The following is a 16537-nucleotide window of genomic DNA, read 5'->3' as shown; positions in this document are numbered from 1 at the left end:
TAGGTGCAGCGGTAGTTCAGCTGGTTAGAATGCCGCCCTGTCACGGCGGAGGTCGCGGGTTCGAGCCCCGTCCGCTGCGCCACTTATGTCTCGTTAGCTCAGCCGGTAGAGCATCTCCCTTTTAAGGAGGGGGCCGTTGGTTCGAATCCAACACGGGACACCACTTTTTTGGGTTTAGACCCTTTCGTCTAGTGGCCCAGGACAACACTCTCTCTGTGTGGAAACAGAGGTTCAAATCCTCTAGGGGTCGCCATTGTTTTTTGGTCGCTTAGCTCAGTTGGTAGAGCGCCACCCTTACAAGGTGGATGTCATAAGTTCGAGTCTTATAGTGACCACCATTTTTTAGGTGCAGCGGTAGTTCAGCTGGTTAGAATGCCGCCCTGTCACGGCGGAGGTCGCGGGTTCGAGCCCCGTCCGCTGCGCCACTTCTATGATACTTCCTAAAATTTCAGTTTTTTTATACTTTGTTTTAAAGCTTTTATAAAATAATCAATATCTTCTTTTTCATGTGTGTAATGCAAGCTAACTCTTAACCATCCTGGTTTTGTTTTAAGCTCTTGATTATCCTTTAAACCAAGCAAATCATGCCCATAAGGTCCAGCACATGCACAGCCCGCACGCGTTTCAATGTGATGAGTTTTGCTTAATTCATAAGCAAGATCATAAGGAGAAATCCCTTTGATATTGAAAGAGAAAATGGGCAAGCGATGGGTTAAATTTTTAGCATAAAGAATCAAATCAGGTATTTTTTCAATTTCTTTTAAAAAATATTTTTTTAATTCCTCATCTTTTTTTTCTATTTGAGAAATTCCTAAAGAATCCTTTATCTTAAAAGCTAAACTAGCACGGATAAGCTGTAAAATTCCAGGAGTTCCGCCTTCTTCTAAAATTTCTTCATTACAAAGATAACATTGAGAAGTTCTTGAAACATATCCTACGGTTCCACCTGCTGCAAAACTAGGTTTGTTTCCACAAAGATTTTTTTTGATGACTAAAAGTCCAGAGCCACCAATACCTCCAATGAGTTTATGTGAGCTTATAAACAAAGCATCATAATATTTGCAAGATATATTTTTATAAGGGATAAAACTAGAAGCATCAAAGGCTACTATGCCTTTATATTTACGCACTAAATTACTTATACGCTTATAATCACTCAATATCCCAGTTACATTAGAGGCTAAAGAAAAACTAGCAATAATTTGCCTTTTTTTATTACTTTTTAAGGTTTTTTCTAAAAAATCAAAATCTATTTCTCCAAATTTATTTAAAGGTATCCTTATGCATTCGCACAAGCCCTCTCTAAAGGATAATTCATTAGAATGATGTTCATAGGGTCCAACAATTACCAAAGGCAGTGTATTTTTTTGTATTTGGGAAAAATATTTTTCTTTCACTAGTGGAGGTAAATAAATTCCAAGTAATTCTTGAAATTTTTTTATTGCATTGCTTGATCCAGTTCCACAGGCAATAAGGGCAAATTCTTTATTTAGTTTGAGACTTTTTTTAATATCATCTCTAGCTTGTTCATAAAATTGCTGAGTTTTAAAAGAATTTAAAGAGCTATCAGAATGAGTATTTGCATAGGTTGGTAATATTTTACCGATTTGTTTTTCTATGCATTTTAAGGCTAAGGCGCTTGCAGCAAAATCAAAATGCAAAACACCTTTTTTAAGTATAATTTGTTGTTTTAAATCTGAAATTTGCAATTATAATCCTTGTAAAAATTTGATAGAATTATACTATAAATTATTTGTTTAAAAGGAAAAATATTAAATTTAATCATTTTGCGAGTTTTTGCAGCACTTTAACCTTAGGGAATGTTTTTGATTTTTATAGTATTTTTGATGGTTTTGATATGCTAGAAAAAATCGATTTTAATCAAAATATTTTTTACAATATAGAAAATTTACTCCTCAAAGATTATCTTAGAATAAATGCTCAATTTAATTTTGATGAAACCACTTCTTACGCACTTTCTCTTTTAGCTAAAAACAATAGAAAACGCTTTTCTATTAATAAAAACATACAGCATTTTAAGGCTTGGGCTATTTTGAGATATCTTTTAAAAAATGGCATTTTAAAGCTTGAATACAGCAAAGAAATTAAAAAAGTTAAAAATAAAAGAGAAAAATTAAAAAAAGAATTAAGATCTTATGTGATACAAGATAAACTTATATTTCAAAATCATTTTACGCGTTTCTTTTTTTATTTTTTAAAACCCCATGAAAAATTCATTTTAGAGCAAAAATATGATAGAGTTTTAGAAATCATTAAGGAAAAATTTGAACTTTATCAAAGCTTTTGTTTTGAGCAACTCTCAAGAGAATTGATCGAAAAGAAACTTGATATTTTAGGAGTGCAAAGTTATTGGAATAAGGATTTAGAAATAGATTTGTATTATCAAGATGAAAAATTGAGTTTAATCGGAGAAGTTAAATTTAAAAATAAAAAAATTTGCAAAAACATCTTAAATCTTTTAGAAATGAAAGCAAAAATCTTAAATTTAACGCCCAATTATTATATTATAATTTCAAAGAATGGTTTTAGTAAAGAATTTTGCAAAATAGCTAAGCAAAATTTGCTTTTAATGGATATGAATGATTTTAAAATTTTATTAGAGGAAAAATAATGAATGAAAATATTTTAAAAAGTTTGGATGCGACTGAAAAAGAAACCTTGCAAAAGGGTTTAGAAAGCCTAATAGAACAAACTTATGTCATAGAAAATGAATATAAAGTTTTAAATGAAAATTACAATTCTTTACGCGCAATGGTCGATGAGATTATCGAGGTTTTGCCTAGTGCACTTTGGATTTTGGATAAAGAAAAAAGTATTATTCTACAAAACAAAGAAGCTTTGAAAAATCCTAAATTATTAAGCAGTATCAGTCTTGAAAAAATGCGTGATGAACTTGAATTTGAAGGAAGATTCTACGCTGTAAAGATTATTGCGCACAATGAAAAAACTATTATTTCAGCTACAGATATCAGTGATGAAAAACGCAATGAAAGACTTGCAAGTATGGGGAGTGTTGCTGCGCATTTAGCTCATGAAATAAGAAATCCAATAGGTTCTATATCTTTACTTGCTTCCACTCTTTTTTCTAGGAGTGAGCTTAAAAATAAACATATAGTGCTTGAGATGAAAAAAGCCATTGATAGGGTAGAGCGTATAGTTAATTCAACTTTATTATTTACTAAAGGTGTGCATATAAATATTTTAAATTTTAATCTTTTAGAGCTAAAAGAAGAGTGTGAAAGCGCAATCAGTTCTTATAATTTTTCTTCGCCAATTCAATTTGAATTAAATTTTTTAGATATGCAAATTTGTGCCGATAAAGCACTTTTAGGTTTGGTATTGCAAAATTTAATCTATAATGCTATTGATGCTATAGAAGAAAATGAATGCGAAAATCCAGAAATAAAAATCATAGCAGAAGCTAAAGAAAATAATTTAATTTTGAGAGTTTATGATAATGGCTGCAAGATTAAAGATGAAAATTTGGTTTTTGAGGCATTTAAGACGACAAAGTTAAAAGGAAATGGTTTAGGCTTATCTCTTTCTAAAGAAATCATCAATGCCCATAGAGGCGAATTAAGCTTTGAAAAAGAGCCTAAAAATTTTTATTTTATTTTGCCTCTTACATAAAACTAGGGGCATCATTAGAAAATAAAATCAAATCTCCGTTTTTGGTTTCTTTGGCTAAAGTATTTACCAGTTCGGATTTTTCTTTTAATATGATTTTTTTGATGCTGAGTTCTTTTTCAAAAATTTCAGCATTTACATTGGCTGTGATGATAGCTAAATCAAAGCAATCATTAATGATTTGTGCGAGTTTGATATTTTCTTCTTTGCTAACCTCTATAATGCCAGGACTAACTAAAACTTTACGTCCTTGATAAAGTTTGCATAAACGATAACTTGCACTCATTCCTTTAAAATTGCCATTAAAACCATCATCGATAATGAATTTTGATTCTTTAGAAATGATTTGCAAGCGATGCTCTACGGATTTGATATTTAAGATATTTTTCTTAATAGACTCAAAATTAATACCTAAATAATGAGCGCAAAGTATGCAAACACATAAATTTTGAGCATTAAATTCTCCTAAAATTTGACTTTTAAAAGCATGTAATTCTTGTTTGAATGATATTTCAAATTTTAAACCTTCTAAATTTGAATCAATATTACTTATTTTATCATCATACAGAGTAATGATTTCATCTTCTTTTTTTAGTGTGCTTGTGTGAAGAAAAGCTTTTTCTAATCTTTTAGAATTTAGAGCTTCAAGCTTTGTTTGTCTGATATTATCTAGGCTTTTAAAATATTCTAAATGCGCATTTCCTATTTCTCCTACGATGCAAATTTGTGGCTCTAAAAAGCGAGTGATTTCATCGATATCTCCTTTAAGCCTTGCACCTGCTTCTGTGATATAGATTTGAGTTTGTTCATTTAGATTGTTATTGATATCTGCAACTATTCCCATAAGAGTATTTACAGATCTTGGAGTTTTATAAACTTTAAAATCATCTTTTAATAACTCATAGAGAAAATTTTTAATACTTGTTTTGCCAAAACTTGCTGTAATGAGTATGATTTTTAAATTTGAAAGATGGTTTAATTTTGATTTGGCTTGTTTTTTATAATATATTTTTGAAAAGAGATCGTAAATTTTTAAACTTAAAAGTGCTAAGGCTAGGGTGCAAAGATTGAAAAGAAATGAAAATCTTAAGGCTAAGATAGCAAAAAGAGTGTTATAAACAAAAACAAAAACAAAAAACCATTTTACCTTGCTAGTAAAGATGAGTTTTTTATCTATGCTTTTATTCCAAAAATACAAAATTGGAGCAAGAATAACAAAATAAATTAAAGAATATAAAGGAAATACTAAAAACATCAAATAAGGACAAAGTAGAAAATATAAATGCCATAAAGGCTTATGATAGTGAAAAACAATACGATTTAATTTGTAAGAATACCATTGTAAAGCACTAATAAGATAAAAAGATATGCAAAAATTAAACAATAATGAATTAATAAAATAAAGAGCATTAATCAGCATTTTTATCCTTTTATTTGTTTAGCTATAAAAGCAGAATGTTTTAAAAAGAAAAAATGATCCCCTTCTAAAGGATAGAATTTGCTATTTTTAATAAGCTCATGCATTTTTTCTCCACTTGATAATGGGGTAGCTTGATCATCAATGCCCCAAAAAATATAAGTTTTTGCTTCTATTTTTGAAAAAACATCTTTCAAATCTTCATCCACTACATTTTTAAAAGTTTGATACATCACAGCGTTTAAATTTGAAGCATCCTTGCTTGCAAAATAACGATAAAATTTACCCAAGCCAAAGATTTTTAAAAATTTAAAAATGGCAATTTTTAAGCGAATTTTTAAAGATTTTGGAGCAAGAATTCCAGAATTAGAAAGTAAGATTAATTTTGAATTTTTAAATTCTAAGGCAAGTAGGGCTGCTATTTTTCCACCAAAAGAATGACCCATGTAAGTATCAATATCGATTTTTTTCTCTTGTAAAAATTTTTTTATAATATTAACATAATCTTTGCTTTGAAAAGCCTTTATAATACTTGATTTTCCAAAACCAGGCATATCAAGATACAAATGACAATAATCAGGAAATTCTTTGGCAAAAGCTTGCTTCATTAATTCTTTATTAGCCCCCCATCCATGTAAGATAAGCAAGGTTTTTTTTTGATCTTGATTGATAATTTCATAGCTTAAATTATAAGTATTTTCTTCATAGATAATTTGAGTTAGCGCCATTTTAAACCTTTTGATTTTTATAAATATTTTCTAAAAGTTGTATAGCATTTTGTAAGCGTTCATATTCTGTCATGCTAAGCATCACGGCTTCAAATTTATTGTTTTTTAAAATAACGATTTTTCCGGTTTGGCTTTTTTTTAATTTTTCCATAATAGGGCTAAAATTTCGAACAACCTCTGTGGCTGTATAAATTTCATCTTTTTGAAAGGTGAGCATAGTATTTCCTAGTAAATACGTTAAATTTTATGTAAAATTTAACGTATTTTGACTTAAAAGTTTATAATTTGCCTTTTTGTCCGTTGATTGAATGAAGAAAATTGTAATTTATTTTGATCTTGTTTTCATTTTTGGCATTCTTAGCAAGTTTTTCTAAAAGAGTATTGAAATCTTTAAAAAGATAATTTGCCAAAGAACCTGGATTTGGATTGATTTCATTGAGATAAACTTCGTTGTCTAAAATGAAAAAATCACATCGTATCAAAGCACCTTTAAACAATGGATTATAAATCCTTTTAAAATTTTCTTTAAGTTTTGTTTTTAATTCTTCACTTAAATCAGCTTCGATAAGCTCGTTATTGCCAGAAAAGCTAAGATATTTTTGTTCAAAATCTAAAAATTCTTTTTTATTAGGTTCTTCTATGATAGAAAAAACAAAATCATCATCGATCATACAACCGGCAAGATTGTATTCTTTAATATTGCTTTTAAATTCTTCCACAAGAATATCTGTATCAAATTCAAAAGCCACATCTTTAGCGTATTCGAATTCTTTTTCGTTATTGACGATACTTATACCTATACTGCTACCAAGTCTCGATGGCTTTAAAATTGAAGGAAATTTTGGAATAAAATTATCATTATAATTTTTTCTAAGCATAGAATAATCAAGTGTTTTAACGCCTACATTTTTTGCGTAAAGCTTGGTTAATTCTTTATTAAAAGATAAAACACTCGCTTCAAGTCTTGGTCCGATGAAATTAATATCAAAAAATTCTAGCAAAGAAGCTATTTTTCCATCTTCTCCATCTTTTCCATGGATAAGATTGATCACGCATTCTATTTCGATTTTGCTTTCGCCTATAAAATTTTTAACATAAAATCCTTTTTGTTTTAAAAATAATTCTTTTTCTTTCCTATAAGATCTTGTGCTAAAAGTTTTTGAATGTATTTTATCATTTGGAATGAGATAAAATTTTCTATCTTCATCGCAAAAAATAAAGGTTAAATTTGTCTTAAGAACTTTTTTTAAGACTATAGCGCTTACAATGCTAATTTCGTGTTCGTATGAATTTCCTCCAAAAAGTATCGCAAAATTCATTTATTTTTTTCTCCTTATGCTAGTTTTTTAAGTGCTTCTTTTACAAGATCGCTAGTATTTGTTCCTGTGCAATCGCGTAAAATATTTAAAATTTTATCCTGCTTAAAGCCTAAAGAAAGTAAAGCCGCTAGAGCTTCATTTTTCTCATTGCTGATATTTTCAAGATTCTTTTTATTATCGCTTAATTCAACTATGATCCTTTTGGCAGTTTTTGCTCCAATTCCTGGAACTTTTTTTAGCAAACTTTCATCACACATGTTTAAAGCTTGATAAAAAGAATTCACATCTAAGCTTGAGCAAACTGCCATAGCAGTACTTGCACCAACACCATTGACCTTTAAAAGCATTTCAAACATTTTTTGTTCATTTTTATCCAAAAAGCCATAAAATCTATTGGAATCCTCTTTGATAATTTGAGTGATTAAAAGCTCACATTTTTCATTGCTTTGAAGTTTAGCAGAGCAAAAAAGAGATATAAAAACTCCATAGCTAAGTCCGCTAGCACATTTTAATACTGCAAAAGTCGGTTCTTTTTTTGTTATGATTCCTTCGATGGCAACAACCATTCTATATCCTTTTTATCGTAATCGAGTTTTTTGTTGATTTCTATAATTTCTTGATTATCTTCTATCTTTTTTTGAAGTTCAATAAATTTAGCACTTTCATTACTAAAAGAAGAATATAAAATATCTTTTTTAGGTTCTATCAGTGAAAATTTTATCTCATTCATATCATTCCACTTGCCACTTTTATTGATAAATTTGGCTTCAAATAGGCTTTGCTCAAGCACTACTAATTCAGAATGCAATTGTTTTTTAAGCTCTAAAAGTTCTTTTTCTTCATTGATCGCTTTATTTAATTCATGATTTTGAAAAGAAAATTCTTTTAAGGCTTTTTCATATTGTGGAGGTATATTTTGTCCTTGATTTTTAAGCTGTAAAGCTTTTTTTTCTATATTTAAAATACCATTTTTATTAGATAATATAAATTGTTTTAATTTGCTGATTTTAAGATTAAGCGCGGATATTCTATTTTTAATGTCAAAAATTTCCTTATCATAATCTTTATCAAGCATTTTTACCTTTATCTTAAATCTATTATTTTGCCCTTTCATGCTTTCAACCACAGCACAGTTATAAAAAACACAGGTATTATTGTTTTCTAAGTCTTCTATATAAACTTTTTCTGCTTGTATTGTTCCTCCTAAGCTTTTTTTAATCCTAACTTCTTTAGCTTTAACCGTTCCGCCCTCAAGTAAGTCTATATTTAATACCTCACCTTCTGCAAACCCCCTATGGGTTTTTATATAGCCTTCTTTTGCATAAATATAAGCCTTAGAATGAGTGATACCATCAATTTTCATTTTTGCAGCTTTTAAGTGAGTATTGCTACCCACGCTTCCAGCGATATTTAACTCCTCGCATTCTATTCCAACTCCGGAATTAACAGCATCTTGTATATCGGAGATAAATTTAATATTGATTTTGACATTTTTATCAATTCCAGCACGTATGATACCTATATTTTTAAAATCAATCCCATTAAATTCTAATAGGTTATTAATATCAAAACGATCCGATTCTTCAACTATAAAACCTTTTTTTAAGGCAATATAATCTGTAAAATCCTCATGCTCAACTGCTTTAAATGCAGAAGAGCAAGTAAATTTGATTTTATTTTCATTGGCGCTTAAAACCTTTAATACTCTTAAATTAAGATCTTTACCTTCTTTTCCTTGTTTAAATTTGGTATGTTTTAAAACAACTTCATTTTCATCCACAACTACAATACCTGATCTTTTTTCATCAATGGTGTAATTTTTAGTCTTTTCTTTATAAAGTAAAATCAGCTTTTCATCTTGACTTTGAACAGGATCAATGCCTCTAGCTACATTAATTTGCACAATTTGATTTAAGGGGCTTGATCTGTGTTTATTGCAAGCACTAAGAAGTTCTTTTTTAAAATCAAAAATGCGAATTCCTATTAAAAATTTAAGCTTAAGCATTTTTTTATAGATATTTTGCAAAAGCTCAAGGGCTAATTTTTCATGAAACTTTAAAGAACTAAAATCAATTTGCGCGACTATTTTTGTAAGATTTTTATTAGCGATAAGTTTTACTGCATGCGCTAATTTATCTTCATTTATCCGATGAAAAATTTCTATTTTATATTCTTGTTTGATTTGCAAATCGTTTTTTAGAAATACTTCATCTTTTTCAAAAAGATTTAAATCTTTTTCTGAAATTTTCTCCCAATTATTATCATTGAAACAGTATCGGGTTGAAAATGCCAAAAGATTAAAATCAAGTTCATTTAAATCGATATTTGTTCTAGATGATACTTCCAAAAGCTCTTGATTTGGATCTTCGGTATAAGAAATAATTTTTTCATCTAACCCCAAATTTTTTCCTCGTAATTAAATCATTATTTCAATCTAAATTATAGTCAATTTTTAATCAATTTTAGTTAAAATAAAATCTTTATATTTAAAAAAATCATGAAAAAATTTCAAAAAAACAATGAAAAATTTAGTATTTAAAAATTTTATTATTAACGCCTTGGGAATTTTTTGCTCCCGTGTTTTAGGATTAGCTAGAGATATTTTAATCGCTCTTTTTTTAGGAGCTGGAATTTATAGTGATATTTTTTTTGTGGCTTTAAAAATGCCTGCTTTTTTTAGAAGAATTTTTGCAGAAGGAGCTTTTGGGCAAAGTTTTTTACCTAATTTTGTAAAAGCGCGGAAAAAAGGAGCATTTTGCGTTAGCATTATGGTTCAGTTTAGCTCAATTGTTTTTTTATGTTGTCTTTTGGTGAGTTTTTTTTCTTCTTTTTTTACTAAAATTTTTGCTTTTGGTTTTGATCAAAAAACTATTGATATCGCATCGCCTTTAGTAGCGATTAATTTTTGGTATTTACTTTTTATTTTTTTAGTTACTTTTTTTGGTTCAATTTTAAATTATAAACAAAAATTTTTTATCACTTCATTTAGTGCCGCTTTATTTAATTTAAGCATAGTTATTGCCGCATTTTTTGTTGATAAAAATGAACCTTTAAAAACACTTTATTATTTTTCTTACGCAACGGTTTTAAGTGGTGTGGCACAATTGATTTTACATTTAATTATCTTAAAAAATAATCCCGTTATTAAAGCAATGATTTTAAGTATAAGATTAAAAAAAGCTAAAACAAAAATGAAATCATTTTATGGAAATTTTTTTCATGGAGTTTTAGGTTCTTCTGCAACTCAAATTAGCTCTCTTTTAGATACTACAATAGCGAGTTTTTTAATTAGCGGAAGTATTTCCTATTTGTATTATGCTAATCGGGTTTTTCAGCTTCCTTTGGCGCTTTTTGCTATAGCCTTAACTCAAGTTTCTTTTCCTAAGATTTTAAAGCATTTAAAAAGTAACCAAGAAAATCTAGCTTTAAAATTCATGCAAAGAGCGATGATAATTTTAAGCGTTTTATTGCTTGTTTCAAGTATTGTGGGTTCTGTTTATTCTTTAGAAATTTGTCAGCTTCTGTTTCAAAGAGGAAATTTTACCCATTCAGATAGCATTACAACCGCTTATGTTTTAATAGCTTATCTCATAGGACTTCTTCCATTTGGTTTGCAAAAGCTTCTTTCATTATGGCTTTATGCTAAATTCAAACAAAAAACTGCTGCTTTTATAGCCTTTAAAGCTTTATTTATAAGTCTTTTGTGTTCGATTGCTTTTATAATTTTAATCAAAGATGAAAATTTGAAAGTTATAGGGGTAGCTTTTTCGAGTTCTTTAAGTGCTTTTTATTTGCTTGGAGCCAATATTAAAGAATTTGGTTTTAAGAAATTTTTTGGTTTAATATCGTTTAAATTTTACTTTTTAATCATAATTGCTTTAGTAATTTTTACTGCAATACTTTATTTGACAAAGCCTTATGTTTTAAATATATTTATTTGGATTTACATGGGATTTAAGGGGATAATTTGATGAAATTAATGGATAGTGTTAAAAAAGAAAAAATTCATTTAGGTCAGAAAAAAATCAATATTTATTTATGTGGCCCTACTGTTTATGATGATGCGCATTTAGGACATGCTAGGAGTAGTGTTTGTTTTGATTTATTGCGTAGGGTTTTAATCGCTCAAGGCTGTGAAGTCAATTTTGTTCGAAATTATACAGACATTGATGATAAAATTTTAAAAAAAATATCTGAAAGCGGGAAAAGTATTGGGGAATTAACAGAATTTTACATACAAAGCTATGAAGAGGATATGAAAAAATTAAACGTCTTAGATCCTAATTTAAAGCCTAGAGCAACTCATTTTATCAAGGAAATGATTGATTTGATTTCAAGATTAAAAGAAAAAGGTTTTGTTTATGCTTTGGAGGATGGTTTATATTTTGATACAAGTAAAGATAAAGATTATTTAAGTCTTTCTAAGCGAGGTTTGGATGAAAATATTTCTCGTCTTGATAGCGATATTAAGAAAAAAAATGAAAGCGATTTTGTACTTTGGAAATTTGATGAAAATTTTTATGAAAGTAAATTTGGCAAAGGTCGCCCAGGTTGGCACACAGAATGTGTGGCTATGATTGATTCTATTTTTAAAGACACACTTGATATTCATGCGGGTGGAATTGATTTGCTTTTTCCGCATCATGAAAATGAATCCGCACAATGTCGTTGCGGTTGTGAAAGAACTTTGGCTAAAATTTGGCTTCATAATGGTTTTGTTAAAATCAATGATGAAAAAATGAGTAAAAGCCTTAACAATAGCTTTTTTTTAAAAGATGCACTTAAAGATTTTATGGGCGAGGTGTTGAGATTTTATCTTTTAAACTCACATTATAGAACGCATTTTAATTATTCTTTGGAAGATTTGCATGCTGCCAAAAAACGTCTTGATAAATTTTATCGTCTTAAAAAGAGACTAGATATGGAAGAAATTTTAGATTTTGATATGACGCAAAATATAACATTTCAAAGCGATATTGCACAAAAAATTTTAGAAATTTTAAATGATGATCTAAATATCTCTAAAGCTTTAGCTTGCTTGGATGATTTTATCAATAATGCTAATTTAGAATTAGATAAAAAAAATAAAACTTTAAAACAAGATATTAAAAATTCTTTAAATGAATTAGCTAAAATTTTTGGTTTCGGTTTTATGAGCATAAAAAAATATTTTCAATGGGGAGTAAGTGAAGATAAAAAAACTTTTATTGAAAATGAAATTTTGAAAAGAAATGAAGCAAAAAAAGAAAAAGATTTTAAAAAAGCTGATGAAATAAGAGAAAATTTAGCTAAGGAAGGTATCTTGCTACAAGATACGCCAAGTGGAACGATTTGGGAGTATGAAAATGCATAAAGAAATGAATTTAAAAGAAGTTTTAATTCGCTTTAAGCCGTTTTACAAAAGATATTGGAGACAATTTGTTATTGTTGGCATAGGTATGCTTTTAGCAAGTGGCGGTACTTCAGCAACTGCTTATATGATAAAACCTATTTTAGATCAAATTTTTATAGAAAAAAAAGAAACTATGCTTTATATTGTCCCTTTTTTATTTATTTTGGTTTATTTTCTTAAAAATGCTGGTTCTTATTTGCAAACTTATTATATCTCTTATATTGGTACAGATATGTTAAGAGTTTTGCGCTCTAAGGTGTTAAAAAATATCTTGCGTTTAGATATGGATTTTTTTAAACAGCATAGAAGTGGAGAATTGATAAGTCGTTGTACCAATGATATAGGTGCTTTACAAAGCATAGTTTCTAATATTATTCCAGATTTTTTAACTCAACTAATTACAGCCATAGGGCTTTTAAGTGTGGTTGTGATTCAAAGCCCAAGATTAGCTTTTTTTGCCTTGATCGTTTTACCAATTGCTATTATTCCTTTATTTTATCTCGTTAAAAAACTAAAACTTTATGCAAGAAATATTCAAGAAAAAAATTCTGATCTTTTATCTCGTTTAGGAGAAATCTTTTCAAATATAGAATTAGTCAAAGCCAATAATGCACAAGAAAAAGAAAGGCAAAAGTTTGATCAAGAAAATAAATTTTTCTGTAAAATTATTTTAAAAAGTACAAGAATAGGATCCTTAACGAGTCCTCTAATGGAGATTGTAGGTTCTATTGGTGTTGCTGTTGTGATTATAGTCGGTGGACACGAAGTGATTAAAGGAACTATGAGTGTTGGAAGCTTCTTTTCTTTTATTTCAGCACTTTTTTGGGCCTATACGCCTATAAAAAGGCTTTCGAATTTATACGGAGGTATTCAAGGGGCTATAGCAGCAAGTGAAAGAACTTTTTATTTGTTGGATTTAGAGCCTGAAATTAAAGGCGGAGATAAAGAATTAAAAAGTATAAAAAAAATTCAATTTAAAAAAGTGGAATTTGCTTATATTAATTCTTCTAAAAAGGTTTTAAATGGAATTGATTTTGAATTTAGCAAAGGAGAAACACTTGCGCTTGTAGGTATGAGTGGCGGCGGAAAATCTTCTATTATTAATCTTTTGATGTATTTTTATGAAAAAAATAAGGGTGAAATTTTATTTAACGATGTAGATATTCATCACTTTAATATCGAAAGTTTAAGAGATAAAATAGGACTTGTGACTCAAAATATTTATCTTTTTAATGATAGCTTTGCTGAAAATGTGGCTTATAGTGAAAATTTAGATGAAAAAAGAGTGATCGAAGCCTTAAAACTTGCTAACGCTTATGAATTTGTAGAATCAATGGGTGGAATTTATGCTGAAGTAAAAGAACATGGAAAAAATTTAAGTGGAGGACAAAAACAACGTATCGCCATTGCTAGAGCTTTATATAAAAACCCAGATTTATTGATTTTTGATGAGGCAACGTCAGCACTTGATAATGAAAGTGAAAAGGCTATAATGAAAACTATAGAAAATCTAAAAAAAGAAAGATTGATTTTAATGATTGCACATCGATTAAGTACGGTTGAAAATGCTGACAAAATCGTTGTTATTGACAAAGGGAAAGTTTTAGCCATAGGAAAAGACAAAGAGCTTTTAGATACCTGTGAGCTTTATCGAAAATTTAAAAATAAAGAAAAAGAAATGAAAGCCTAACTTTATTTTAATTTTGTTAAAATTTTTATTATTTTTTTATTTCAAGGAATTATCATGTACGAACAAATAAAACCCTTGCTTTTTAAACTTCAACCAGAATCAGCTCATTATTTAGTAGAGTATTCCTTAAGAGGACTTAATGCTATTTTTCCAGCTGCATTAGGTTTGATGGCTAAAAAATTTGTTATAAATGATGCAAGCTTAAAACAAAATTTATTAGGACTTAATTTTAACTCCCCAGTAGGTATAGCGGGTGGTTTTGATAAAAATGGAACTATGATTAAGCCTTTGAGTGCTTTAGGCTTTGGTTTTTTAGAGTACGGTACTTTTACTCCTAGACCTCAAGAAGGAAATGAAAAACCAAGAGTGTTTCGCTTGGTAAAACAAGAGAGTATACAAAATGCTATGGGTTTTAATAATAAAGGATCGTATGAAGTTCGCTCACATGTTTCAAAAGCTTATCCTTTCGCTTTGCCTTTGGGTGCAAATATAGGTAAAAACAAGGACAGTCAAAATCCTTTGGAAGATTATTTTATTTTATTAAGAGAATTTAAAGATTTGTGCGATTATTTTGCTATAAATATCTCATCTCCAAACACTAAAAATTTAAGAGATTTGCAAAATGATCAATTTTTAAGTGATTTATTAACAGAGGCGAAAAAAATCACTTCAAAGCCTATTTTTATAAAAATAGCGCCTGATTTGGATATTCCTATAGCTATAGCTCTTTGTCAAAAAGCTATAGAAAAAGGTGCAGATGGTTTTATTATCGCTAATACAAGCACAGATTATTCTTTAATTGATAATGGGCGAACCTTTGGGGGTATTAGTGGAAAGCTTATTCAAAAGAAAAATGGTCTTTTCTTTAAAGAATTGGCCAAAGAGCTTTTCTCTCATACTCTTTTAATTTCTTGCGGGGGTATTGATAGCGGAAAAGAAGCATATGAGCGTATTAAAAATGGAGCTAATTTGATTCAAATTTATACCGCTTTAATCTTTAAAGGACCAAGTATAGTTAAAAATATCAATCAAGAATTGATTTCTTTATTAAGACAAGATGGTTTTATGCATATCAGTGAAGCTGTAGGAGCTAATTTTAAATGATTCATTTTGAAAAAATTCGTCTAAAGAATAAACTCGAGGTTTATTCTTTTCCTGTAAATAAAAATAGTGATGTAATCAGCGTCGATATTTTTTATAAAGTTGGCTCAAGAAATGAGATCATGGGTAAAAGTGGAATCGCTCATATGCTTGAGCATCTAAATTTTAAAAGCACAAAAAACCTTAAAGCTGGCGAATTTGATGAAATCGTTAAAAGCTTTGGAGGTTTGGATAATGCAAGTACAAGCTTTGATTATACACATTATTACATAAAATGCGCTAAAAAAAATTTAGATAAAGCTTTAGAGCTTTTTGCTGAATTAATGGCTAATTTAAGTTTAAAAGATGAAGAATTTCAGCCTGAAAGAAATGTTGTTTTAGAAGAGCGTAGATGGAGAACAGATAATAATCCGCTTGGTTATTTATATTTTAGACTTTTTAATCATGCTTTTATGTATCATTCTTATCATTGGACTCCGATAGGATTTTATAAAGATATAGAAAATTGGACTATTGAAGATATTAGAGATTTTCATAGTATATATTATCAACCCAAAAATGCTATTTTACTTGTTAGTGGAGATATAGAACATCAAGAAGTTTTTGAACTTTCTAAAAAACATTTTGAAAACATTAAAAATACAAAAACTATCCCACAAATTCATACACAAGAACCTAAGCAAGATGGTGCAAAAAGAATTATTATCAAAAAAGAAACTCAAACTCAAATTCTTGCCTTAGGATTTAAAATTCCAAATTTTAAACATAAGGACATTCCAGCTTTAAATGCTTTATCAGAACTTTTAGGAAGTGGAAAAAGTTCCATTATAAATGAAATTTTAGTGGATAAGCTTCATTTGATTAATGATTTTTACGCCTTTGCTAATGATTGCATTGATGAAAATTTATTTATTTTTATTTGCAATTGCAATGTAGGGATTAAAGCTGAAGAAGTTGAAAAGGAACTTTGGAAAATTTTAGAGCAGATCAAAAAAGGCAAATTTACAGAGAAAGATTTGCAAAAAGTTAAAAATAATATTAAAAGCGATTTTATTTTTTCTCTTGATACAGCAAGTGCGGTTTCTAATATTTATGGTTCTTATCTAGCAAAAGGGGATTTAAAACCTTTATTAAGTTATGAAGAAAAAATAGAAAAATTAACTTTACTAGATTTGAAAAAATGTGCTAAAAAATATTTTAGTGAAGAAAATTCTACAACTTTGATTTTAAGAAAGGACTAAA

14 protein-coding genes and 5 tRNA genes are annotated in these 16537 nt (G+C 28.7%); 12 read left to right on the top strand and 7 right to left on the bottom strand.

What is annotated here, in order from left to right; all coding sequences use genetic code 11:
- Nucleotides 1-5: 5 nt before the first annotated feature.
- From H2277_RS04360 to H2277_RS04340, 5 genes are all read left to right on the top strand, one after another.
- Nucleotides 6-82: transfer RNA gene (locus H2277_RS04360), tRNA-Asp, on the top strand.
- Nucleotides 83-87: 5 nt separating this feature from the next.
- A tRNA-Lys gene (locus H2277_RS04355) sits at nucleotides 88-163 on the top strand.
- A 14-nt stretch (nucleotides 164-177) separates the two neighbouring features.
- Nucleotides 178-253 (top strand) — tRNA-Arg (locus tag H2277_RS04350).
- A gap of 9 nt (nucleotides 254-262) precedes the next feature.
- Nucleotides 263-338: transfer RNA gene (locus H2277_RS04345), tRNA-Val, on the top strand.
- Between the two features lie 10 nt (nucleotides 339-348).
- A tRNA-Asp gene (locus H2277_RS04340) sits at nucleotides 349-425 on the top strand.
- A gap of 15 nt (nucleotides 426-440) precedes the next feature.
- On the opposite strand, the gene H2277_RS04335 is transcribed toward H2277_RS04340, so the two are convergent.
- Nucleotides 441-1709 carry an aminotransferase class V-fold PLP-dependent enzyme gene (locus H2277_RS04335; protein ID WP_337201146.1) on the bottom strand — a complete coding sequence of 423 codons (1269 nt, stop codon included), beginning with the start codon at nucleotides 1707-1709 and terminating at the stop codon, nucleotides 441-443.
- Between the two features lie 149 nt (nucleotides 1710-1858).
- Here H2277_RS04335 and H2277_RS04330 point away from each other — a divergent pair, with 149 nt between their 5' ends.
- Both H2277_RS04330 and H2277_RS04325 read left to right on the top strand, forming a co-directional pair.
- Nucleotides 1859-2632 (top strand): DUF234 domain-containing protein, encoded by a 774-nt coding sequence (locus tag H2277_RS04330; RefSeq protein WP_337201145.1) that lies wholly within the window; start codon nucleotides 1859-1861, stop codon nucleotides 2630-2632.
- Entirely contained in the window at nucleotides 2632-3651 is a 1020-nt protein-coding gene (locus tag H2277_RS04325; RefSeq protein ID WP_337201144.1) for an ATP-binding protein, read from the top strand. The genes H2277_RS04330 and H2277_RS04325 overlap by 1 nt, the downstream gene beginning before the upstream one ends.
- Here H2277_RS04325 and H2277_RS04320 read toward each other — a convergent pair.
- The 6 genes from H2277_RS04320 to H2277_RS04295 all read right to left on the bottom strand — a co-directional run bounded on the left by H2277_RS04320 (nucleotide 3644) and on the right by H2277_RS04295 (nucleotide 9513).
- Nucleotides 3644-5068: a UDP-N-acetylmuramoyl-tripeptide--D-alanyl-D-alanine ligase gene (locus tag H2277_RS04320; protein ID WP_337201143.1), complete on the bottom strand. Its 1425-nt coding sequence runs from the start codon at nucleotides 5066-5068 to the stop codon at nucleotides 3644-3646. The two genes, H2277_RS04325 and H2277_RS04320, sit on opposite strands and share 8 nt — an antisense overlap.
- A 2-nt stretch (nucleotides 5069-5070) precedes the next feature.
- Entirely contained in the window at nucleotides 5071-5793 is a 723-nt protein-coding gene (locus H2277_RS04315) for an alpha/beta hydrolase (protein ID WP_337201142.1), read from the bottom strand.
- Nucleotide 5794: 1 nt separating this feature from the next.
- Nucleotides 5795-6010, bottom strand: coding sequence for a type II toxin-antitoxin system Phd/YefM family antitoxin (locus H2277_RS04310; protein WP_200279201.1), 216 nt, complete (start codon nucleotides 6008-6010; stop codon nucleotides 5795-5797).
- 61 nt (nucleotides 6011-6071) lie between these two features.
- Complete coding sequence (locus tag H2277_RS04305) at nucleotides 6072-7112, bottom strand: D-alanine--D-alanine ligase (RefSeq protein WP_337201141.1); 1041 nt, start codon at nucleotides 7110-7112, stop codon at nucleotides 6072-6074.
- A 14-nt stretch (nucleotides 7113-7126) separates the two neighbouring features.
- Nucleotides 7127-7678, bottom strand: coding sequence for a Holliday junction branch migration protein RuvA (ruvA, locus tag H2277_RS04300; RefSeq protein WP_337201140.1), 552 nt, complete (start codon nucleotides 7676-7678; stop codon nucleotides 7127-7129).
- Nucleotides 7651-9513, bottom strand: a complete 1863-nt coding sequence (locus H2277_RS04295) for a flagellar assembly protein A (RefSeq protein ID WP_337201139.1) — start codon at nucleotides 9511-9513, stop codon at nucleotides 7651-7653. The genes ruvA and H2277_RS04295 overlap by 28 nt, the downstream gene beginning before the upstream one ends.
- A gap of 118 nt (nucleotides 9514-9631) precedes the next feature.
- Here H2277_RS04295 and murJ point away from each other — a divergent pair, with 118 nt between their 5' ends.
- The 5 genes from murJ to H2277_RS04270 are packed head-to-tail and all read left to right on the top strand — an operon-like array spanning nucleotide 9632 to nucleotide 16536.
- Entirely contained in the window at nucleotides 9632-11083 is a 1452-nt protein-coding gene (gene murJ / locus H2277_RS04290) for a murein biosynthesis integral membrane protein MurJ (RefSeq protein ID WP_337201138.1), read from the top strand.
- The gene (gene cysS / locus H2277_RS04285) at nucleotides 11083-12465 is read left to right on the top strand and encodes a cysteine--tRNA ligase (protein WP_337201137.1); all 1383 of its coding nucleotides are present in this window, start codon (nucleotides 11083-11085) and stop codon (nucleotides 12463-12465) included. The genes murJ and cysS overlap by 1 nt, the downstream gene beginning before the upstream one ends.
- Complete coding sequence (locus tag H2277_RS04280) at nucleotides 12458-14194, top strand: ABC transporter ATP-binding protein (protein WP_337201136.1); 1737 nt, start codon at nucleotides 12458-12460, stop codon at nucleotides 14192-14194. The genes cysS and H2277_RS04280 overlap by 8 nt, the downstream gene beginning before the upstream one ends.
- A 51-nt stretch (nucleotides 14195-14245) precedes the next feature.
- Complete coding sequence (locus H2277_RS04275; protein ID WP_337201172.1) at nucleotides 14246-15298, top strand: quinone-dependent dihydroorotate dehydrogenase; 1053 nt, start codon at nucleotides 14246-14248, stop codon at nucleotides 15296-15298.
- Nucleotides 15295-16536: a pitrilysin family protein gene (locus tag H2277_RS04270; protein ID WP_337201135.1), complete on the top strand. Its 1242-nt coding sequence runs from the start codon at nucleotides 15295-15297 to the stop codon at nucleotides 16534-16536. The genes H2277_RS04275 and H2277_RS04270 overlap by 4 nt, the downstream gene beginning before the upstream one ends.
- Nucleotide 16537 lies beyond the last annotated feature (1 nt).

The organism is Campylobacter sp. W0014 (genome assembly GCF_020135975.1).
In the GTDB taxonomy this organism is placed as follows: domain Bacteria; phylum Campylobacterota; class Campylobacteria; order Campylobacterales; family Campylobacteraceae; genus Campylobacter_D.
Note: the sequence above shows the minus strand (reverse complement) of the source record. Positions and strands in the feature narration are given on the sequence as shown.